We start from the raw sequence: 18,470 nt of genomic DNA, 5'->3' as shown, positions 1-18,470 counted from the left end.
AGGAGACGCCGCGTCAGGGGCAGGTAAGGTGCTGTCCGGTACGCTCCGGGTATGACCAGCCGAGTCGCTGGTGGGCCGCCCGGAACGTCCCCACTGTTCCCTCCGGGTGGCCGGGAGACCGCCGTCCATGACCCTGATTGATCCGCCGGGATTCGAGAGCCGCTCGTTGCTGTTCGAGCAGACCGTGGATTTTCCACAGGTGCTGGCCTTGCCGCACCGGCAGTCCCTGCCGGAGGGGGACGTCCTCACGTTCCGCTTCTCGAACGGCTACGGGGCCGTGGTGACCCGTGCGGCGGGTCAGTCGCTGGAGACCGCGTTCGAGTTCGGGGTGCTGGACTGCACCGGCCCGCAGCCGCAGCTGACGGTGCTCACGCCGGTCTGCGCGACCGTCCTGCAGGGCGTGTCCTATGAGCAGGTGGCCCAGCTGCTGCCGCGCACCGAACGTCTGCCGTCGCATCCGGAGTGGCAGCGGTCACTGGTGTCGCTCCAGAACGAAGAGTTCTGACGGACGGCCCGCTCCGATGATCACCCGCGCCGGGCGGTGATGAAGCGTTCACGGCCCGTCAGGTCGGTGTGGAGCTGCGCCGTCCAGCCGCTGTGGGTGAGGTCGTCGAGGAGCGTGGGGGCGTTGCGGGGATCGAGTTCCAGCGCCAGGTGACCGCCGGGGGCCAGGTGGGCGTGGGCCTGCACGACGAGCCGGCGGGCAATGTCCAGGCCGTCCCGTCCCGCATAGAGCGCGTGATCCGGGTCGTGGCGCACCTCGGGCTGGGCGTGGTCACGGTCGGCGTCGGGCAGGTAGGGTGGATTGGAGACGACCATGTCGTGGGGGCCGGGCACGCCCGACAGCAGGTCGGCGTGCCGGAGCGTGATCGGCAGGCCGGTGTGCGCGGCGTTCTCGCGGGCCAGGGCCAGGGCGTCCAGGCTGAGGTCGGTCGCGGTGACGTGGGCGTCCGGCCGGGCGGCCCGGAGGCCCAGCGCCAGTGCCCCGCTGCCGGTACCGACGTCCACCACGCGGGGCGCGCTCACGCCGCGCAGGATGCGCAGCGTCAGGTGGAGCAGCCACTCGGTCTCGGGGCGCGGGATCAGGGCGCGCGGATCGACGTGCAGCGTCAGGCCGCCCCATTCGACGGTGCCCAGCAGGTACTGCAGGGGTTCACGGGCGGCGCGGCGATCCGTCAGGTGGCGCAGCGTGTCGGCGTGTCCGGGCGGCACCAGGGCGTCCGGGGCGGTGATCAGGTGCACCGGGTTCAGCTGCAGGACATGCAGCAGCAGCGCCCGCGCGTCGACCTCGGGCGAGGGCACGCCGGCGCGGCGCAGCTGCCCGGCCATGGCGTGCAGGAGATCGCGGCGGGTGGGGCCGGGGCCGGTCAGGGCCGGGCTCAACCGTGCCGGGGCCGGATGACCAGGCGGCGGCTCTGGCCCTCCCCGACGGACTCGCTCATGACGTCCGGATGCTCCTTGAGGGCGATGTGGATCACGCGGCGCTCGGCGGCGGGCATGGGCTGCATCTCGTGGGATTCGCCGCTCTTGGCGACCTGTACGGCGAGGCGCTCGGCCAGCCGGGTCAGGGTCTCGGCCTGGCGTTTGCGGAAGCCGCCCACGTCCACCCGCACGCGCAGCTCGCCGCGCCCGTCCTGCTTGGCGAGCACGGTGTACGCGAGCACCTCGATGGCCCCCAGGGTGCGGCCGTCGCGTCCGGCGAGGCGGGCGGCGTGCTCACCGGTGATCTCGGCCTCGAGCGCCTCGCCAGCGTCCTGCACGGTCACGCTCAGGGAGGGGTCGATCCGTGCCACCAGACCGCGCAGGAACCGTTCGAGGGTCACGACGGGGGCCTCGTGGGCGGCCTCCAGGGCGGGGGCCGCGCTGGGTGCCGTCTCCGGGGCGGGCGGGGGCAACTCCTGCTCGTCGGCGTCGCTGATCCCCAGCCCCGCGAGGTAGTCGTCGAGGTTCGTGCGGTTGTCCATGCCCCGCAGTCTACAGTGCGCCTCTCACCACGTTCCCACGCTGGCGCGCCCTCACGGCTCCATCCGGACGGCCTGCGCCGCGAAGCTCCGGGCACTGCGTTCCAGCATGCCGTAGACGTCCTCGAAGGCGTCGGGGCCACCGGTGTACGGATCCGGGACGTCGGTGCCGGGGGCGTCGGGGTCGAAGTCGCGCATGAGCACGATCCGGGCGCGGGCACCGCCGGGCCGCAGCCGCCGGGCGTCGGCAGCGTTCTGCGCGTCCATGGCCAGGATCACGTCCTGCGTGTGGAAGTCGTGAACCGTCAGCTGCCGGGCCCGGCCACCCAGGGTCAGGCCGTGGCGGCGGGCGACCTCGCGGCTGCGCGGATCGGCCGGTCGGCCCACGTGCCACTCGCCGGTGCCGGCCGAGTCCACCACCGCACTCACCCCGGCGGCCTCCAGCTCGCGGGCGAGCAGCGCCTCGGCCAGCGGACTGCGGCAGATGTTGCCCAGGCACAGCGCCAGGACACGCAGGGGGGGGCGGGAGTGAGGGTCAGTCATGGGGCCTCCGGCTGGACACGCCGTAGACCAGGAGCCGCACGAGCACCTCGACTGGCCCGCTGCCGAAGCGGCGCAGCCACCACGCACTGATGGGCAGCTGCGCCGCCCCCACGGCCAGCGCGAGCACCACGCACGCCGCCGCGCCCCACTGCCCCCACTGCGCGCCGGCGTACGGATAGAAGATGCCCGTCATGACCACGCTCTGGGCGAGGTAGTTCGAGAGGGCGACCCGGCCGCTGGCCGCGAAATGTCGCAGTGGCCCCAGGCGCCCCGACGTGGTCAGCAGGCCGATCACTCCCACATAGCCCAGCGCGGACGCCAGCCCGCCGGACATCCGCACCGGCACCGCCAGCAGCCCCGACGCGTAGTCCGGGCGGGTGTTCAGGTAGGCCAGCAGCAGCCCCAGCGGCAGGCCCACGCCCAGGCCACCCACCGCCAGCCGCCGCAGCAGCGGCCGGTGCTCGTGCGGGCGCAGCAGCAGGCCGGTGCGCTGCGCCGCCGCGCCCAGGCAGAACAGCGCGATCAGCCACGGCCCGTTGTACAGCGTGCCCGACAGCAGCACCGGCGTGAATTCGGCCGCCCGGTCGGCCACGACCTGTGCCCAGGACTGACCGGCCGACAGGCCCGGCAGGCCCGAGAAGCGCCCGCCCACGCTGCCCACACTGGTCAGTCCCGCCAGCACGCCCAGGCCCAGCCAGTACGTGCCCATCACGCCGGCCAGCACGACCAGTGCGCGGGCTCCCATGTGCGCCACCACGAACAGCGCCAGCGCCAGCAGCGCGTAGTTGCTGATGATGTCGCCGTGCCACACCAGCACGTGGTGTGCGGTGCCCACGGCCAGCAGCACGCCGTGGCGGAGCAGGAAGGTGCCGGCCCCCTGCCGGGCGAGCAGCCCCGCCGCGCCCCAGCCGAACAGCATGGCGAAGATCGAGATGAAGCGTCCGTTGGCCAGCACGTCGGTCACGACCTGCACGGCGCGGTCGAGCCCGGTCTGCCGCCACTCCAGGAAGCCGGCGAAGTCCTGCATGTTCACGATCAGGATGCCCAGCAGCGCCACGCCGCGCAGCACGTCTGGCAGCGGTGAGCGCTCCCTGACCGGGCCGCGTTCGGGCACCGGTCCGGTCGTCTCCTCGACCCCCTGCGGCGCGGTGTCTGGGGGCAGCGTGGGCACGGTCATGCCCCCAGGCTAGCGTCCGGCCGGGCGACCCGGCGTGTCCTGGCGGCGCAGCAGCACCCCGCCGGCCACGCCACCCAGCACACCCAGCGCCCCGGCCGCCAGTGCGACCGTGCCGAAGGCGTCCGCGAAGGCGGCGCGCACGGCGGCCTGCGCGGCGGCCGGAGCCCCCGGCGGGAGCTGGACATCGGTCAGGCGGGGGGCCTGGGCCACCACCTGCGCCCGCCACGGGGCGTCGCCCACGGCCGCCTGGAGCCGTGCATCCAGCGCCGCGCGGTAGCTGGCGACCAGCAGCAGGCCCAGTGCCGCCACCGCCAGCAGCCCCGCCGCCCGGGCGACCGCATTGTTCACGCCGCTGGCCACGCCACTGCGCTCGCGGCCCAGGCTGCCCATCACCGCGCTCGACAGTGGGGCCACGGTCAGGGCCATGCCCAGGCCCAGCACCACGGCCGCCGGGAACACCGATGTCCAGTACCCGCCGCGCAGCACACCCAGCAGCGCGAAGCCCACCCCGGCCAGCGCCGGCCCGGCCGTCAGGAACAGCCGGGGGCCGTGGCGGTCGGCCAGCGCCCCGAAATACCCGGACAGCCCGGCCAGCAGCAGCGACAGCGGCAGCAGCGCCGCGCCCGCCGCTGTGGCACTCAGGCCGCGGGCGCCGATCAGGGACAGCGGCAGGTACAGGCTGACCGCGCCCAGCGCGCCGTACAGCAGCAGGGTCAGTGCGTTGGTGCCCACGAAGATCCGGTTGCGCCACAGCGCCGGCGGCAGCATGGGGGCCGGTGCCCGGCCTTCCCACCAGCCAAAGAACACCGAGGCCAGTGCCGCCACGCTCAGAAGAACCAGCGCCACGCCGTCCCAGCCAGCCTCGCCGGCCCGCGTGAAGGCGCCGGCCAGCCCGCCCAGCGCCAGTGTGATGCCCGCCGCGCCCAGCCAGTCCGGCCGGGCTCCCGGCGCGCGCGTCTCCGGCACGCGGGGCAGCAGGATCAGCGCCACCACGGCCAGCGGCACATTGATCACAAAGACCCAGCGCCACGACCCCACATCGACCAGTGCCCCGCCCGCGACGGGCCCCAGCAGCGTCATGACCGAACTGGCCGCGCTCCACAGGCCCACGCCCCGCCCCCGCCGGGACTCGTCGAACACCGCGCCGATCATGGCCAGGCTGCCCGGCACCAGCAGCGCGGCGCCGATGCCCTGTACGGTGCGGGCCGCGATCAGGGTGCCCAGTGAGGGGGCCAGCCCGCACGCCAGTGACGCCAGCGCAAAGATGCCCACGCCCCAGCCGTACACCCGGCGCCGCCCGAAGGCGTCTCCCAGCGCGCCGCCCGCCAGGATCAGGGCCGCCAGCATCAGCGCGTAGGCGTTCACCACCCAGGTCGCGCCGCCGGCCGTGGCGTGCAGGTCACGCTGCACCGCGCTCAGGGCCACGTTCACGACCGTGCCGTCCAGGAAGGCCATGCTGGAACCCAGCACCGTGACCGCCAGCGTCCAGCGTTCCTGAGGAGTCAGCGGCGCTGGAGCGGCGGTCATACGTCAGGGTAGTGGACGCCGGTGCCCGTGGTCAGTGTCGCCTCACCACCAGCGGCCCGCGCGGCCCCAGCGTGATGCCCGGCTGCGGCGTGTCGTCGCCCCGTATGGCCTGCAGCGGAGGCAGGGCACCGAGCACGTCGTGAATAAGCATCTGTGCCAGATGCATCCCCAGGCACAGGCGCTCGCCGCCGCCGAAGGGCAGGTACGCCCACGCCGGCGGTTTCGCGTGCCAGCGTGCCGGGTCGAAGGTGTCCGGACGCTCCCACAGTTCCGGATCGCGGCCCGACAGATACGGCGAGTACAGTGCCAGCGCCCCGTGCGGCAGCCTCACGCCGTTCCAGTCCACGTCCCGGTTCAGGCGGCGGCTGCCCATCCAGCCGGGCGGGTACAGGCGCAGCACCTCCTTCAGGACGGCCGCGTGGTGCTCCGGCGTATGCCACTGCGGATACCGGGCCAGGAACCACAGCGCGTAGGCCAGCGCGTGTGTGGTCGTGTCGTGCGCCGCCGCCAGCGACACCCGCACCTCCTCGAAGCCGCCGGGCAGGGGCGCGAGCACCGCCAGCAGGTCGTCGCCGCCCTCTACCAGTCGCCGGTGCCCCAGCCGCCGCACCTCGGCCTCAACCCGCAGGAACAGCAGCGGCCGGGGCAGGGCCGGCACCGGGAAGGGGCGGCGCAGCGGGGCCAGGAAGGCGTGCAGCAGCCCGGCATCGAACTCGCCGGAAAAGTACGCGGCGTTCAGCAGCGCCAGCACCGTCCGGTCGGCCCATGCCAGCGCATCGAAGTCGCCGTCTGGTACTGGCGGCAGGGCTGCCCGCGTCCGGGCCTGCAACGCCGCCAGGTGCGTCTTCCCGAAGCCCGGATTCATCAGCTGCCGCCGCCCCGCGTGCCCCGGCGCGTCCGACAGGATCACCCCGCCCGACAGGTACGGCACCACCCTTGAAAAGCTGCCCGCGCTGACAAAGGTGCGCAGATCGGTCAGCAGCCGCCGGTTCCACGCCGGACTGAAGCCCACCACCGCCGGCAGGCCCAGGCGCAGGCGGAACACGTCGCGGCCCGCCGCCCGGGCGGCCTGTGCCCCCGCCTCGATCAGCGGCAGGGGCTTCAAGGCCCAGTCCTGGAGGTGCCCGTTGCCCGGACGGGTCGGCGGTTCAGGCAGGGCACGGAGATCGGATCGGCTCAAGGTGCGGGCAGGATACCGGCCGGAATGATGAGGGGCGAGACGGCATTTCTTCAGTCACACCGTGTGCCGAAGGGGCCACAAAGGAAGGGTGCATGCCAGGGGCTGCCGTGTCAGATCAGCGTCCTGGGACTACTCATCTGGATTCCAGTGGGCAGGCGGTGTGGCCGTCAGCAGTTCGTGGCAGCCTGTCGGGACGCTGCTCGCCGTGCCTTGGAGCTGGCCGGATGTCAGGTCTGGCGCGGTCATGACCTGCGGCATCGGGCACCGAGAGTGATGGCCTTCTGAACCATGGTCAGGACGGCACACGCTGTCCCTCTGCGTTGTCTGGACACTGCCATCACATCGGACGCCGATTCAGAACTCCCACACCTCGCCCTCTGCGGGGACGTCCAGGCCCCCCAGATCGTCGTAGGGCAGGCCCAGCACGCTGCCCGCGCCGTTCCAGCCGGACAGCATGGACAGCGGCACGCCGCCGCCCGGGTGCACGGTGCCGCCCACCTGCACGAGGTTGCGCAGCTGCGGGAACGTCCACCCGGGGCGCAGGCTGCCGCTCAGGCCGTGCGGGGCGCGGCCGTACAGCGCGCCGCCCTGCGCGGTGCGGGCGTACTCGGCCGGCGACAGGGCCTGCCACCCGGCCACATCCAGGGCATGGCGTTCCTGCAGGCGGCGCAGCAGGAACGCGCCGTACACGTCGGGCTCGTTGGTCACGCCGGGGATCGGGGGGGCGTTCACGAGCAGGAAGGCGCGGTCGCCGTCCAGGTGCAGGTACAGCGTGGGATCCGCGGGAAGGTGCCCGGTGCGGATGTCGCGCCACTCGCGGGCATAGTCGGTGGGCCAGAAGATGTGGTGGGCGTGGCCATGGTCGCCGCGCAGGTGCAGTTGCAGCGCGAAGCCGCTCACGCCGCGTGGCGTGGGCTTCTGGGACAGGCCCAGCCACTCCACGGTCAGGGCGCGGTCGACGGCGCTGACCCAGGCATCGGCCGCGAAGGAGCCCCGGGTGGTGTGGGCGCCCAGCACGCGGCTGCCGTGGGTGCTCAGGAATTCCACGCCGGTGCCGAACTCGAAGCGCACGCCCAGCCGTGCGGCCTCGGCGTGCAGACGGTGGGCGAGTTGCAGCAGGCCGCCCCCCAGGTGCCACACGCCGTAGCCCAGTTCCACCCACGCGATGTTGTGCAGCACGGCGGGGGCGCGGTAGGGATCGGCCCCCAGGTACGTGGCGAAACGCAGCCAGAAGGGCGTGAGCGATCCCGAGCGCACGTAGCGGTGCAGGGGAACCAGCGGCGCGGCCTGCCGGCCGTGCCGCAGCGCGTACCGGGCCAGCCGCAGGCGCGAGGGCGGCGGCGCGAACAGGAAGGTGTGGGCCGCGCCGTGGTACATCCGCCGCGACGCGGACAGCAGCTGCGTATACCGCCGGCCCTGCGCCTTCGAGAGCTGCGCCAGCGTGGGTTCCAGGCTGCCCGCCACATGCAGCGCCTCGGGCGCGAAGGTGCGGCCCTGCGACGAGTGGTACGTGGTGGTGGGCCGCGCCGCCTCCAGGGTCGGGGGTGTCCAGCCCAGGCGGGTGTGGAGTGCCCGGAACACCTGCGGCATCGTCACGACGGTGGGGCCGCTGGAAAAGCCAGGATCCCCCAGCGCAGCCTTGCCACCGGGGCCGTCCAGATTGTCGAGTACCGTGACGCGCACCCCGGCCCGCGCCAGCCGCACGGCCGCCGCCAGCCCGGCGAAGCCCGCACCGATCACGGCCACGTGCCCCACACTGCGCCGGCTCGCCATGCGCCAGAGGATAGGTCATCCCCATGAAGCCGGCCTTCAGGCATGAAGATGGGCTCAGGGCGGTGGGCTCAGGGTCGGATGGTCAGCGGGGCGTACTCAGGGTGTACGCCTGCAGCGGCCACGTGTTCAGCACTGCGCCGCCCCGGCTGACCCGCAGCTCCCCGCCAGGAACCTGTCCGAGCTGTGGATTGCCCACGCTGACGCTGTACGTGTACCCGCGCTGCGTCCAGCGGTAGACCTCGCGGCCCCCGGCGCGGGTGTGCGTGCCGCCGGTGAGCTGCACGCCGGGTGTGCCGTCGCGGTTGCGGCTGGCATACGTGACCCGGCCGCCAGAGTCCCACACGATCACCGTGTGCTTCGCGGTGGCGGCCAGCACGGCGGCCTGCGGCACATAGCGGCACGTGAAGGTGCCGGCGGGCACGCGGAACCCGTTCACGTGGGTCATCCGGTACGCGGGATCCTGAGCGTTCTCGATGGTGCTGCTGTGGACGAAATACCCCGGATCGGCCGGAGCGGGCTGGCCTGGAATGCCCAGGGGCGTGTAGACCTGCCCCGCGCCGGGATCGTCCACGCCGACCTGTACGGGCGTGAGGCTGCGCTGGCCCCCCGCCCACTGCGCCAGGGTGCCGGGGCCGGGGGCCGTGGTCGGCACCGCCAGCGCGAGCACCCGGCCCGGCGTGTCGCACCAGAAGCGCACCGGCCGGGCGCCGTCCACGTCGGCCACCGACACGGTCTGGAACCCGGCCGCCATCCCCAGCGAGGCGAGCAGCAGTCCCGCCAGCACTGTTCCCATCCGCTGAATGGTCATGACCCGAGCCTACGCCGGAGCGCATGATTCACTCCTGACGGCCCTCCGGCGTCTGCTGGTACGTGCGGCCCTTCCACGTGACCGTGCGGCGCAGGGCACGGGCGTACACCGGCAGCGCCAGCAGCGGCGTGAGCGGCCCCAGCAGGCCCTCGAGCAGATCGGCGGGCCGCCGCCGCCCGGTCAGGAGGTTGACCAGCAGCCGCTCCAGCACGCTGGCCACGCGCAGCACGCGCCAGCCGGGAAGGCGCACCACCCACGGCAGCGTGTACACGCCCAGATGTGCCAGGGCGCTGAGCACCAGCAGCGGACGTGACTGCAGATGCAGCGGCAGGGCGTTCTTGGAGAAGCCCGCCACGGACTGCGGGTACGACCCGTACATCCGCACCCCGACGACGTCGCCGCCCAGCGCGACTGCCAGCTGCCCGCCGCGCGCCTTGAGGTGCCGCGCGAAGGCCGTGTCGTCCAGCACGGCCTGCCGCACGGCACGGAAGCCGCCCACCCCCTCCAGCGCGGCGCGGCGCAGCGCCATGACCTGCCCGTTCGCCATGCCCGCCGCCGCCTGCGGCAGCCGGATCAGCGGGTACGGGAAGTAAGACAGCACGGCGGCATCTACCAGGGGCGTCAGCAGACGTTCGCCCAGCGTGAGGTTGTGCTGCCGGGGCTGCACGCTCAGCAGGTCGGCCCCCGTGCGTTCCAGTTCGGCCAGCATGGCGTCCAGCGCGCCCGGCTGCCATGTCACGTCGGCGTCCACGAAGATCAGCACGTCACCCGTGGCGGCATGCAGGAGCTGCTGGCAGGCCCAGGGCTTGCCGTGCCAGCCGGCCGGCCGGGGCTGGCCCCGGATGACCCGGGCGCCCAGCCGCGCCGCGACGTCGGCGGTGCCGTCCGCGCTGCGGTCGTCGAGCACGATCACCTCGTCCGCGCCCTGGCCGAGCAGGGACGGCAGGGTGACCGGCAGGATCTGGGCCTCGTTCCGGGCAGGCACCAGCACCGACACGCGCGGACGTGCCTCCGGCGTGCCGGGCCGCAGCCGGGGGAAGGCCACGGCATTGATCAGCAGCACCGCCGCCTTGGTCGCCAGCCACCCCAGCGCCAGCGAGCGGTACACGCGGGCGGTCAGGGCCGGCGGGACAGGCGGCATGTCCCGACGGTGGGAATGACCGGGGCGCTCAGACCGTCTCATCGGGCCCGGTCATCCCCAGCCCGGATCATCGGTCGCCCGTGACGAGGGTCAGCAGACGTGCAGGCCAGTCCACGTGATCTGAACTGCTTGCCCGGCCCGGCACGGCCTGCAGGTAGCCGGCGAGCGGCTGTTCGGGGTCGCTGCTGCTCAGATCGGCATCCAGCGCGGCCAGTTCGCGGGAGATGCTGCGGTGAAGCCCGTCAGCCGTCACTGCCTCGGCCACACGCACCCAGGCCTCGGGCCACTGCCCGCCGCGCATGACCACCCGCAGGGCGACGGGCACCAGGGGTACCCCCGCGTTCCGGGCGATCCACGCGGCGCCCGGCTGCACCACCTGCAGCGGCCCGGCGGGCTGCACGGCACCCTCCGGGAACACGACGACCCACGCGCCCGCGTGCGCCGCCCGCACGGCGGCCCGCACCTCGCGCGTGTCCAGCGCCCCCACCCGCCGCAGGAACGGAAAGCGCGACAGCTGCCGCCCGGTCATCAGCACGCGGAAGTCGTGGGCGGCCCACCCGCTCAGTTCGCGCAGGACGTAGCCGTCCCACCACGAGTGGTGGTTGGGGGCCAGCACCGCCCCGCCCACCGGCAGCGGGCCGCGCACCCATACCCCGCCCAGGCCGGTGTCCACACTGCGGCGGATGCTGCGGCGCAGCAGCGCGGTCGCCCAGGGATGGCGCTCAGGCGTCACGGCGCGTCACCCGCCGCGCGAACAGCAGGCCCGCGAGCATCGCCGCCAGCGTTACGGCCGCCTCGGCGAAGCGGCCCACCAGCACCAGCCCGCCCGGCAGGAAGAAGGCCTCGATGGCGTACACGACCCGGAAGTCCGCCCTCGCGACCGCGGCGCGCGGCAGCAGGCTCAGCGCCGGGCCGCCGCCCATGGGGAAGGCCCGCGCGAACCACGGCAGCGCCCACGCCCACTCCAGCGTCCGCAGCCCGAACAGCCGCGGCGCGAGCCCCGTGAAGATCCACGCGATCAGCGTGCCCACCCCCCACCAGCCCACGAAGTTCTCGACGGGCGCGCCCGCCCACACGCCCAGCGGATCCGTCCAGCGCCAGTACCCCTGCGCGGTCATCAGCGGCTCCAGGCCCACGTCCCACAGCGTCATCAGCAGGCCCGCCAGCCACGGCCGCCCGCCGGACAGGCACGTGGCGGTCAGGGTCAGCGCGAACCACCCCAGCGGCACGATCAGCGGCACGCCCAGCACGGTCGGCGCAGGCGCACCGGCGTACGTGTAGTCGCCGAAGGGAATGCCGGTGCGGCTGCCCGCCACCTCCGCCGCCAGCCCCAGCGCGAAGGCGACCAGCGCCATGATCCCGGCCTTCGCGGCGTTCTCGCGCTCCCACACGAACAGCAGCGCCGCCACGAACAGCGCCGCCGTGCTCGCCAGCCCCAGCACCGGGAACCCCTGCGGCCACAGCGGCACGGGGATCTTCAGCGCCGCGTACAGCGCCACGAACCACATCCACGGCGCGGTCTGCGCCGCCAGCGCCCGCGCCCGCTGCGCGAGTGTCGGCCCGAAGCCCCGCCCCAGCGCGTCCCCCGCCAGCGCCAGCGCGCCCGACAGCGGTAGCCCCACGGCGATCAGCGCCCACCCCACCGGATTCCCCGCGATGACCAGCAGCGCGCCCAGGAACGCCACACCCAGCGCCGCGAAGGCCAGCCCGAGCCGCCGGACGGTGGGGGAGAGGACGGTCATGGTGCGGGAGGGCAGCAGCGCTGGTCGCACGCCCCCTCACCCCCGGCCCCTCTCCCCCCGTAGGAGAGGGAGGGAGCCGCCACGCCGACCGACATGGACTCCTCGATCACCCGCTCCATCGCCCGTCCCTCGCGGCTCATGCCTACCGCCACCGCCGCCGGGTCAGGTCTTTCACGAGCACCTGCGCGGCGTTGCGGCCCGACGCGCCCATGATGCCGCCGCCGGGGTGCGTGCTGGCCCCCGTGAGGTACAGGCCCTGCACGCCGGGCCAGCGGTACTGGCTGGCCTTCATCCACGGGCGGAACGAGAACATCTGGTCGAAGCTCATCTCCAGGTGCATGACGTTGCCACGGTGCAGCCCCAGGTTCGTCTCCAGCCACTGCGGCGTCTGCACGAGTTCCCCGACGATGGTGTCGCGCGTGCCCGGGGCGTAGTGCTCGAAGGCGTTCAGGATGTTCTCGCGGGCCTCGGCGGTGCGGGTCTCCCACGAGCCGCTGCTCAGTTCGTAGGGGTAGTACTGCGCCCACAGCCACAGGGCCTCGCCGCCCGGCGGGGCGAGCGAGTCGTCCACGGCGCTGAAGCTCATGGCGATCAGCGGGGGGTCGGTGGTGGGTTCGCCCGCCAGGTACTCGCCGTAGCCCTTCATCAGCTGCTGTTCGCTCTTGATCAGCAGGCCCAGGCCCACGCGGCTGTCGGGTTCGGTGTGGTTCCGGTACTTCACCCGCTCGGACAGCGCGAGGCGCAGCACCATGCCGAAGCCGTTCCCGACGCGCACCTGCCTTGCGGCAGCGGGCACGTGCTCGTCCGGCAGCGCGCCCGCCGTGGTCAGGACGTGCGCGCCGGACACGACCGCGCGGGCGGTGTACGTGTCGCCGTTCTCCAGCCGGATGCCCTGCGCCTTTCCATCCTTCACGAGAATGTCCTTCACGGGCGCGTTCACGAACACCTGCCCGCCGTCGGCCTCGATGGCCCGTTTCAGGGCCTGCGTCAGGCCGCCGCTGCCGCCCTTGGGCCGCGCGACGCCGCCCTCGTGGTACAGCGGGTGCCACAGCAGGAACGGCGCGCTCAGGGGGTCGCTGGGCGGCGGGCCGCTCTGCGCGGCCATCCACACCAGGGGCGCGCGGACGCGCTCGTCCGTGAAGTACTCGCGGGCCACGTCGCCGTACGGGCGCAGGATGCGCGGGAGCTGCTCCATCCAGTCCTTGCCCTTCCCGCTCGACACGACCATCTTGCCCATGTCAAGCGGGCCGGGCGCGGCGTTGAACAGGTCGGCGACCGCCCGCGCGAACGGCGTCCAGTCGTCGAGAAATCTCGTGTACGCCTCGCCCTGGCCGGGAAACTTCTCCTCCAGCTCGCGCGCCGTGCGCCCGGCGTCCCGGTGGATGAACCACGGCTGCTCGCCGTCCGACGCGTGGAACATCGGATCGACCTCCAGGTAGTGCAGGCCGTGGCGGGTCAGTTCCAGCTCGCGCACCACCGGGGTCATGCGGATCAGGATGTGCGCGCTGCCGCCGTAGTCGAAGCGGTATCCGGGCACGAGCTCCTCGGTGCTGACCGCCCCGCCGACGATATGCCGGCGCTCGAACACGCCCACCTTCAGGCCCGCCTTCGCGGCGTAGGCGGCCGTCACCAGGGCGTTGTGGCCCGCGCCCATCACGATCACGTCGAAATCCGGCATCGGGGATCAGTGTGGCACGCGGTGCCGGGGCCGGACGGTCAGGTGGAGTGCAGTGCCGAACGGGCCGGGCCGCCCGGGTTACGGAAGCCGCACCGTGCGTCCGCTGCCGAAGGTCACGGCGACGGCGGGCCTGTTCCCGCCCGGCGTGACGGTGCAGGCCGTGACCGGCGCGCGCACGTCCGGCCGGATGCCGGTCAGGTCGCACGCCTCGGCCTTCAGGGTGCCGGCGGTCTGCTGGGCGGCCGCGCGGGTCTGGATCGCGCGGGCCACGGCGTCCTCGCGCAGCTGCGTGGCGCGCTACCGGGGGCCGGAGAGGGTGGGCAGCAGCACCGAGGCCAGCAGGAACAGCCCGACGAGGTTCAGGACGAGGTGCCCGACGATCAGGGCGATCTTCACGCCATCGGCGACGTGTGGCTGGAAGTCCACGACCCGCTGCGCAGCGTACTCGCGCCCGTAGTGGGTGACGAGGGCCACGAGCCCCAGGATGGGCAGCAGCACCGGCACGGCCACGCCCAGCATGGCGCTCACGACCAGCCCCAGCACCGTCAGCACGGCCATGATCGCGATCCAGCGCAGGTGCCAGTGCCAGCGCCCGATGTACGTGAAGCCCGAGCCCGGCAGCAGCAGGTTCAGGATCAGGCCCACGATGACGTTCGGCGGGGCGGCGGGCCGGGCGGCGTCGGGTCGGGCACTCATGCCCGCAGCGTACCCGCCGTCGCGCGCCGGGACGGTGGGCCGGATGGCCGATGCGCCCGCGGCGGCGCGGGGCGCAGCATGGGGGCATGCCTGCATTCACGGTGCGGAGGCTCGGCCCCGGCGACGCCGCCGCGCTCGCGTGGGTCGCCCGCGACGAGACCGACTTCACCGGCGAGGAGCCCACACCGCCCCTGACGGACGCGGACGCCCGCGCCTATCTGGGCGACCCGCACGTGTGGCACTGGCACGCCGAGGACGCCGCCGGGCGGCCCGTGGGCTTCCTGATGGCCTACGTGCACCGCAACCGGCATGGAGGAGCCCGGCACGTGATGTTCGAGGAGATCGGCGTGCGCGAGTCCTGGCGGAGGCGCGGCGTGGGCCGGGCGCTGGTGGCCCCGCTGCACGACCAGATGCGCCGCGAGGGCGTCGCGCTGGTGTGGGTGCTCGCCGACAACGGCGGAGCGCAGGCCTTCTACGAGGCCACCGGCTACGCGGTCACCGACATGCAGGGCGTGATGCTGGAGCGCGAGGTGTGATTGCGGCGACAGAATGACCGCCCCACTTGATATTATGTTGTATATATACAACAATACGCAGCATGGTTGCCAAGTCAAGTGGCCGTCCCGCCACGCCCACTCTGTACAACCGCCTGCCGGTGCTGCGGGCTGAACGGGGGCTGTCCCGCCAGGATCTCGCGGCGGCCGTGGACGTGAACTACCAGACCATCGGCTACCTGGAGCGCGGCGAGTACGCGCCCAGCCTGGATCTCGCCCTGCGCCTGAGCGAGTACTTCGGCCTGCCGGTCGAGGCGATCTTCTCGCGCACACCCTTCACGCCCCTGAGCACGACCGTGTACGGAGGTTCCTCATGAATGCTGGTCTCGCATCGTCCCGTCCGCTGGCCCCGCTGTCCCGCCGCCGCCGCGTGGTGCTGCTCGCAACTGGTGGCTACACCGTGCTGATTCTCAGCATCGTCATACAGGAACTCCTGGCCTCCCGCAGCGTGGTGTGGCTGGTGCTGGCCGTGGCGGGTCTGGTCATGGTGATCCTGGGGAGCGTCCAGCTCATGCGTCCGGCCCGCCTGGGTCTACCCGAGGGCCGCGACCGTGACCTCGACGAACGGCAGTGGCAGCGGCTCGCGCAGGCCCACATCACCGCGTACCGGGTGCTGGGTGTGGCCTTCCTGCTGGGCAGTCTGTATTTCTACCTCGCCCACAACAATGGGTCGCTGCCCCTGCCCACTCAGCCGTTTGCGTGGATGACCATCTGGATGGGCGCAGTGCTGTTCATCCCGACCCTGCCCACCACGATCCTGGCGTGGACGGAACCCGACCTGCGGGAATAGGCCCGACAGATCCGAGTAAGACGGCGGGGGGTACCCTTCCCCCATGTTCGGTCGCCGCGTTCCGCCCCATATCGTGTTCGGTTCCAGTGTGGCCCTGGCCGTGCTGTGTGCGGTCGGGGCCTTCTTCGCCCTCCAGGCGCAGGCGTGGGTGTGGGTGGCGCTCGCCGGGGTGCTGGCCGTGTGGTTCGCCGTCGACGCCGTCCGGTCGTTCGGCTGGACGCAGAACAAGAAGGCCCTGGATGCCGAGAAGGCCGCCAGGGCTGCGCAGAACCACCCGAACCGGTAGAACCGGACGGCTCAGCCCCGCCTGATCCAGTAGCGCATGGGTTTGCGTGTCTCGTGGTCGTCTCCCACGTCCTGCCACGACAGCGTGGTGGTCAGGTCAGGCCGCTCGACGTAGCCCCGCGCAGCCCAGAAGGCGTGCAGCGTGCGGTACGGCTCCGGGCGGGCCGGGTGGTCGTCCGGGCGCTGCACGGCGCAGAACGTGGTGGTACCCAGGCCCAGGTGCCGGGCGTGGGCCTCGCGCCGGTCGAAGAAGGTGTGCCCCAGGCCCCGGCCCCGGTACGGTGTCCGCAGCACGCTCTCGCCCAGGTACAGGATGTCGTGTGGATCGAACTCCGGGGCGTGCAGCGGGGCCCGGATCTCGCCGGTCTCCTGCGTCAGCGGCACGGCGCTGCTCGCCCCGACCACCTCATCGCCGTCGCGGGCCAGGACGATCAGGGCGTCCGGCGCGTCCAGGTACGTCTGGAGATAGCGCTCCTCGTACGCGGGTGAGCCGTCGTACAGGTATGGGAAGGCGCGGAAGACCTCGGTGCGCAGCCGGGCCAGGGCGGGGATGAACGGTGCCAGCTGCGGGCCACTCACCGTGGTGACGGTCAGGCTCACGCGCCGCTGACCTGCCGCGTCCACGCCGCGAGGTTGTAGTAGTTCGTGACCCGTGCGATCTTCCCGCCGCGCACCTCGAAGAACGCTCCGACCGGCAGCGCGTAGGTTTGCCCGTGCGCGTCGGGCAGACCGTCGTCGGTCTTCACGTACTCGCCGTGGATGATGAACTCGGCCGCCGCGCGGGTGCCGTCGGGGCTGACCATGACGACCAGTTCCTCGGCCCGCTCGCGATAGTGCTCGTCCATGCGGGCCAGGAAGGCGCGGAAGGCATCCAGGCCCACCTGCGTGTCTCCCTCGTTGATGTCGTGGCGGACGTCGTCGGTCAGCAGCTCGAGCATGCCGGCCGCAGTGCCGGCGTTGAATGCGGCGTAGTACGCATGAATCACGGTGGTGGCTTCACTCATGCCCGGCAGGATACGGGGTACGGAAACGGGATTCACGTGCCGTGGGCGAGCCCGCCCACCTCAGTGGCCGTTCATGAGCCGGCGCATGATGGGAAGGTGCGGCGTCTCCAGGGCCGGCCGCCGGGGGGATCGGCCGCGTCTTCCCGCGCCACACGTACATCTGCCTGGACATTTGGGGTACTTTAGGACACATTACAGACACCAATGCCGCTGGAAGGAATTCCGGTGTGCTGACAATGGAGGAACGCCCGCGTGAAATCAAAGCGCTACATGATCACCCGTCCCTGCCTGCAGGAAGGCAGCCTGAGCCTCCTGAAGTACCTGGAGTCCACGTTTCCCACCAGCGGCCCGGCCGTGTTCGTGGACGACAAGGGTGATGAACACGCGGTGCAGATCGACCGCGAGCGTATGGAGATCCGGGGCGTGGGGTCGCTGTACCACGCGCAGCACCTGAACGTGAACGACGTGCTGATGATCACCACGCTGTCGCCGGCCCGGTATCAGGTCGAGGCGATCGTGAAGCCCTATGCGCCGCCCGCCACGCCCCGCCGCGAGGCCCCGGTTCCCACCGAGACGCGCCGGGTCGTGGTGTCGAGCACCCCGCATGTCCGCGAGATCCGGATGCAGGAGGTGCGGGTACCGGTCGGTGCCGCGCCCCGCCCGGCCGAGGCAGCGGACGCGCCCGCGGAGGCCCGCCCGACCCCCCGGCCCGAGGCTCCCCAGCCGGAGCCGGTGCGTGCTGCGGTGGGCGCACCGGACTCGGCCCGGCCGGCCGCCACGCCGCGCCGGTCGACTCCGGCGCAGGCCGTCGACCTGCGGTTCCGTGACGCGGCTCCAGACGCCGCCCCGGCACGCCCGAAGCCGGGGCCGGCGCCGCTGCCGGCCGGGATCGAGGCCCAAGTGGCCGAGTTCGCCCGCCTGAGCGGCTACCGCGCCGAGGATCTGGGCGGCGGAACCATGCGCCTGCGGGCTGACCTGGGAGCCCACGGGTACGCCGTGCTGGTGGCGACCACGCCCGCCGCGCTCAGCAGCGCCGTGTGGCGGGAGGGAGCCGACTACCGCGTGCAGGTCTGCGGCGAGGCCGAGCGTCCCGACGGCGCTCCCCGCCTGACCCGCGAGGCGCTGGTCGCCCTGATCGAGCATGCCCGGCTGGCCCCGCTGTCACCGGTGGATCTGCGCGGGTACTGGAAGGCCGGCAGCATGGATCTGGAGTCCGCCGCCAGCATCGCTGAACTCGTGAGCGCGTACATCGCGCAGCGCGGCACCTTCAGCTCGGTGCTGCTCACGCTGGCACAGCAGCCGGCAAACTCGGTGGTCAGCGTGCAGCGCCTCGCGGAGCGGCTGGGCAGCGGCGTGAACTTCGCCGAGCTGGGCAGCATCCTCGACACGCTGACCCGCCCGCCCTTCCAGGCGCTCACCCCGCTCCCCGGCGGACAGTACCTGCTGCGCGTGGGGGTCGCCGACCTGCTCACGGACCTCGCCGAGTACGCCGACGGCGTGCGCCGCCGCGTGCGGACCCCCGTGCGGGATCACGTGGTCGTGTAGTCCGTCGGCACCGCCGGGCTGAAAGCGGTGTCATCCAACCGCGGATCACGGCACCATCCGGCGGTC

Annotated in this window: 22 protein-coding genes; 6 read left to right on the top strand and 16 right to left on the bottom strand. The window is 72.8% G+C overall.

The annotated features are described in order from the left end of the window. Window positions 1-127 precede the first annotated feature (127 nt). Window positions 128-505, top strand: a complete 378-nt coding sequence (locus tag U2P90_RS00180) for a hypothetical protein (RefSeq protein WP_295820111.1) — start codon at window positions 128-130, stop codon at window positions 503-505. Window positions 506-525: 20 nt separating this feature from the next. On the opposite strand, the gene prmC is transcribed toward U2P90_RS00180, so the two are convergent. From prmC to U2P90_RS00110, 14 genes are all read right to left on the bottom strand, one after another. Then, a complete protein-coding gene (gene prmC / locus U2P90_RS00175; RefSeq protein ID WP_380101441.1) occupies window positions 526-1,383 on the bottom strand; it encodes a peptide chain release factor N(5)-glutamine methyltransferase in 858 nt (285 codons plus the stop codon). After that, window positions 1,380-1,964 carry a protein jag gene (locus tag U2P90_RS00170; RefSeq protein ID WP_295821779.1) on the bottom strand — a complete coding sequence of 195 codons (585 nt, stop codon included), beginning with the start codon at window positions 1,962-1,964 and terminating at the stop codon, window positions 1,380-1,382. The genes prmC and U2P90_RS00170 overlap by 4 nt, the downstream gene beginning before the upstream one ends. Window positions 1,965-2,015: 51 nt before the next feature. Continuing rightward, complete coding sequence (locus U2P90_RS00165) at window positions 2,016-2,504, bottom strand: low molecular weight protein-tyrosine-phosphatase (RefSeq protein ID WP_322473274.1); 489 nt, start codon at window positions 2,502-2,504, stop codon at window positions 2,016-2,018. Continuing rightward, window positions 2,497-3,681: a DUF418 domain-containing protein gene (locus U2P90_RS00160; protein WP_322473273.1), complete on the bottom strand. Its 1,185-nt coding sequence runs from the start codon at window positions 3,679-3,681 to the stop codon at window positions 2,497-2,499. The genes U2P90_RS00165 and U2P90_RS00160 overlap by 8 nt, the downstream gene beginning before the upstream one ends. 9 nt (window positions 3,682-3,690) lie before the next feature. Then, on the bottom strand, window positions 3,691-5,208 hold the full coding sequence (locus U2P90_RS00155) for an MFS transporter (protein ID WP_322473272.1): 1,518 nt from the start codon (window positions 5,206-5,208) through the stop codon (window positions 3,691-3,693). Window positions 5,209-5,239: 31 nt separating this feature from the next. After that, window positions 5,240-6,388, bottom strand: a complete 1,149-nt coding sequence (locus U2P90_RS00150; protein ID WP_322473271.1) for a cytochrome P450 — start codon at window positions 6,386-6,388, stop codon at window positions 5,240-5,242. Between the two features lie 354 nt (window positions 6,389-6,742). Further along, window positions 6,743-8,161 carry a phytoene desaturase family protein gene (locus U2P90_RS00145; RefSeq protein ID WP_322473270.1) on the bottom strand — a complete coding sequence of 473 codons (1,419 nt, stop codon included), beginning with the start codon at window positions 8,159-8,161 and terminating at the stop codon, window positions 6,743-6,745. 82 nt (window positions 8,162-8,243) lie between these two features. Further along, window positions 8,244-8,969 carry a hypothetical protein gene (locus U2P90_RS00140; RefSeq protein ID WP_322473269.1) on the bottom strand — a complete coding sequence of 242 codons (726 nt, stop codon included), beginning with the start codon at window positions 8,967-8,969 and terminating at the stop codon, window positions 8,244-8,246. A 28-nt stretch (window positions 8,970-8,997) separates the two neighbouring features. Then, on the bottom strand, window positions 8,998-10,110 hold the full coding sequence (locus U2P90_RS00135) for a glycosyltransferase (RefSeq protein WP_322473268.1): 1,113 nt from the start codon (window positions 10,108-10,110) through the stop codon (window positions 8,998-9,000). Between the two features lie 67 nt (window positions 10,111-10,177). Further along, on the bottom strand, window positions 10,178-10,843 hold the full coding sequence (locus tag U2P90_RS00130) for a lysophospholipid acyltransferase family protein (protein WP_322473267.1): 666 nt from the start codon (window positions 10,841-10,843) through the stop codon (window positions 10,178-10,180). Beyond that, window positions 10,833-11,852: a carotenoid biosynthesis protein gene (locus U2P90_RS00125; RefSeq protein ID WP_322473266.1), complete on the bottom strand. Its 1,020-nt coding sequence runs from the start codon at window positions 11,850-11,852 to the stop codon at window positions 10,833-10,835. The genes U2P90_RS00130 and U2P90_RS00125 overlap by 11 nt, the downstream gene beginning before the upstream one ends. 142 nt (window positions 11,853-11,994) lie before the next feature. Next, entirely contained in the window at window positions 11,995-13,530 is a 1,536-nt protein-coding gene (locus U2P90_RS00120) for a phytoene desaturase family protein (RefSeq protein WP_322473265.1), read from the bottom strand. A gap of 78 nt (window positions 13,531-13,608) precedes the next feature. Further along, window positions 13,609-13,800, bottom strand: a complete 192-nt coding sequence (locus U2P90_RS00115) for a hypothetical protein (protein ID WP_295820923.1) — start codon at window positions 13,798-13,800, stop codon at window positions 13,609-13,611. Between the two features lie 27 nt (window positions 13,801-13,827). After that, window positions 13,828-14,226 (bottom strand): hypothetical protein, encoded by a 399-nt coding sequence (locus U2P90_RS00110; RefSeq protein WP_295820925.1) that lies wholly within the window; start codon window positions 14,224-14,226, stop codon window positions 13,828-13,830. Between the two features lie 86 nt (window positions 14,227-14,312). Here U2P90_RS00110 and U2P90_RS00105 point away from each other — a divergent pair, with 86 nt between their 5' ends. From U2P90_RS00105 to U2P90_RS00090, 4 genes are all read left to right on the top strand, one after another. Further along, window positions 14,313-14,762: a GNAT family N-acetyltransferase gene (locus U2P90_RS00105; RefSeq protein ID WP_322473264.1), complete on the top strand. Its 450-nt coding sequence runs from the start codon at window positions 14,313-14,315 to the stop codon at window positions 14,760-14,762. A 62-nt stretch (window positions 14,763-14,824) separates the two neighbouring features. Continuing rightward, the gene (locus U2P90_RS00100) at window positions 14,825-15,097 is read left to right on the top strand and encodes a helix-turn-helix transcriptional regulator (protein WP_322473263.1); all 273 of its coding nucleotides are present in this window, start codon (window positions 14,825-14,827) and stop codon (window positions 15,095-15,097) included. Further along, on the top strand, window positions 15,094-15,570 hold the full coding sequence (locus tag U2P90_RS00095; protein ID WP_322473262.1) for a hypothetical protein: 477 nt from the start codon (window positions 15,094-15,096) through the stop codon (window positions 15,568-15,570). The genes U2P90_RS00100 and U2P90_RS00095 overlap by 4 nt, the downstream gene beginning before the upstream one ends. Window positions 15,571-15,613: 43 nt before the next feature. Further along, window positions 15,614-15,856: a hypothetical protein gene (locus U2P90_RS00090; RefSeq protein WP_322473261.1), complete on the top strand. Its 243-nt coding sequence runs from the start codon at window positions 15,614-15,616 to the stop codon at window positions 15,854-15,856. An 11-nt stretch (window positions 15,857-15,867) separates the two neighbouring features. Here the strand turns inward: U2P90_RS00090 and U2P90_RS00085 are convergent, their stop codons facing one another. Further along, window positions 15,868-16,479 carry a GNAT family N-acetyltransferase gene (locus U2P90_RS00085; protein WP_322473260.1) on the bottom strand — a complete coding sequence of 204 codons (612 nt, stop codon included), beginning with the start codon at window positions 16,477-16,479 and terminating at the stop codon, window positions 15,868-15,870. Next, the gene (locus tag U2P90_RS00080) at window positions 16,452-16,859 is read right to left on the bottom strand and encodes a ketosteroid isomerase-related protein (protein WP_295820931.1); all 408 of its coding nucleotides are present in this window, start codon (window positions 16,857-16,859) and stop codon (window positions 16,452-16,454) included. The genes U2P90_RS00085 and U2P90_RS00080 overlap by 28 nt, the downstream gene beginning before the upstream one ends. Window positions 16,860-17,111: 252 nt before the next feature. Here U2P90_RS00080 and U2P90_RS00075 point away from each other — a divergent pair, with 252 nt between their 5' ends. Continuing rightward, the gene (locus U2P90_RS00075; RefSeq protein ID WP_322473259.1) at window positions 17,112-18,404 is read left to right on the top strand and encodes a hypothetical protein; all 1,293 of its coding nucleotides are present in this window, start codon (window positions 17,112-17,114) and stop codon (window positions 18,402-18,404) included. Window positions 18,405-18,470 lie beyond the last annotated feature (66 nt).

It is taken from the genome of Deinococcus sp. AB2017081, from assembly GCF_034440735.1.
GTDB lineage: Bacteria > Deinococcota > Deinococci > Deinococcales > Deinococcaceae > Deinococcus > Deinococcus rufus.
The sequence above is the reverse complement of the archived record's forward strand: the minus strand, read 5'-3'. Positions and strand labels throughout refer to the sequence as shown.

Coding starts and splice junctions, on each gene's coding strand:
- U2P90_RS00105 (WP_322473264.1), top strand. CDS start 14,313: ATGCCTGCATTCACGGTGCGGAGGCTCGGCCCCGGCGACGCCGCCGCG.
- U2P90_RS00120 (WP_322473265.1), bottom strand. CDS start 13,530: ATGCCGGATTTCGACGTGATCGTGATGGGCGCGGGCCACAACGCCCTG.
- U2P90_RS00180 (WP_295820111.1), top strand. CDS start 128: ATGACCCTGATTGATCCGCCGGGATTCGAGAGCCGCTCGTTGCTGTTC.
- U2P90_RS00100 (WP_322473263.1), top strand. CDS start 14,825: ATGGTTGCCAAGTCAAGTGGCCGTCCCGCCACGCCCACTCTGTACAAC.
- U2P90_RS00165 (WP_322473274.1), bottom strand. CDS start 2,504: ATGACTGACCCTCACTCCCGCCCCCCCCTGCGTGTCCTGGCGCTGTGC.
- U2P90_RS00135 (WP_322473268.1), bottom strand. CDS start 10,110: ATGCCGCCTGTCCCGCCGGCCCTGACCGCCCGCGTGTACCGCTCGCTG.
- U2P90_RS00125 (WP_322473266.1), bottom strand. CDS start 11,852: ATGACCGTCCTCTCCCCCACCGTCCGGCGGCTCGGGCTGGCCTTCGCG.
- U2P90_RS00170 (WP_295821779.1), bottom strand. CDS start 1,964: ATGGACAACCGCACGAACCTCGACGACTACCTCGCGGGGCTGGGGATC.
- U2P90_RS00145 (WP_322473270.1), bottom strand. CDS start 8,161: ATGGCGAGCCGGCGCAGTGTGGGGCACGTGGCCGTGATCGGTGCGGGC.
- U2P90_RS00095 (WP_322473262.1), top strand. CDS start 15,094: ATGAATGCTGGTCTCGCATCGTCCCGTCCGCTGGCCCCGCTGTCCCGC.
- U2P90_RS00080 (WP_295820931.1), bottom strand. CDS start 16,859: ATGAGTGAAGCCACCACCGTGATTCATGCGTACTACGCCGCATTCAAC.
- U2P90_RS00090 (WP_322473261.1), top strand. CDS start 15,614: ATGTTCGGTCGCCGCGTTCCGCCCCATATCGTGTTCGGTTCCAGTGTG.
- U2P90_RS00155 (WP_322473272.1), bottom strand. CDS start 5,208: ATGACCGCCGCTCCAGCGCCGCTGACTCCTCAGGAACGCTGGACGCTG.
- U2P90_RS00110 (WP_295820925.1), bottom strand. CDS start 14,226: ATGAGTGCCCGACCCGACGCCGCCCGGCCCGCCGCCCCGCCGAACGTC.
- U2P90_RS00160 (WP_322473273.1), bottom strand. CDS start 3,681: ATGACCGTGCCCACGCTGCCCCCAGACACCGCGCCGCAGGGGGTCGAG.
- U2P90_RS00140 (WP_322473269.1), bottom strand. CDS start 8,969: ATGACCATTCAGCGGATGGGAACAGTGCTGGCGGGACTGCTGCTCGCC.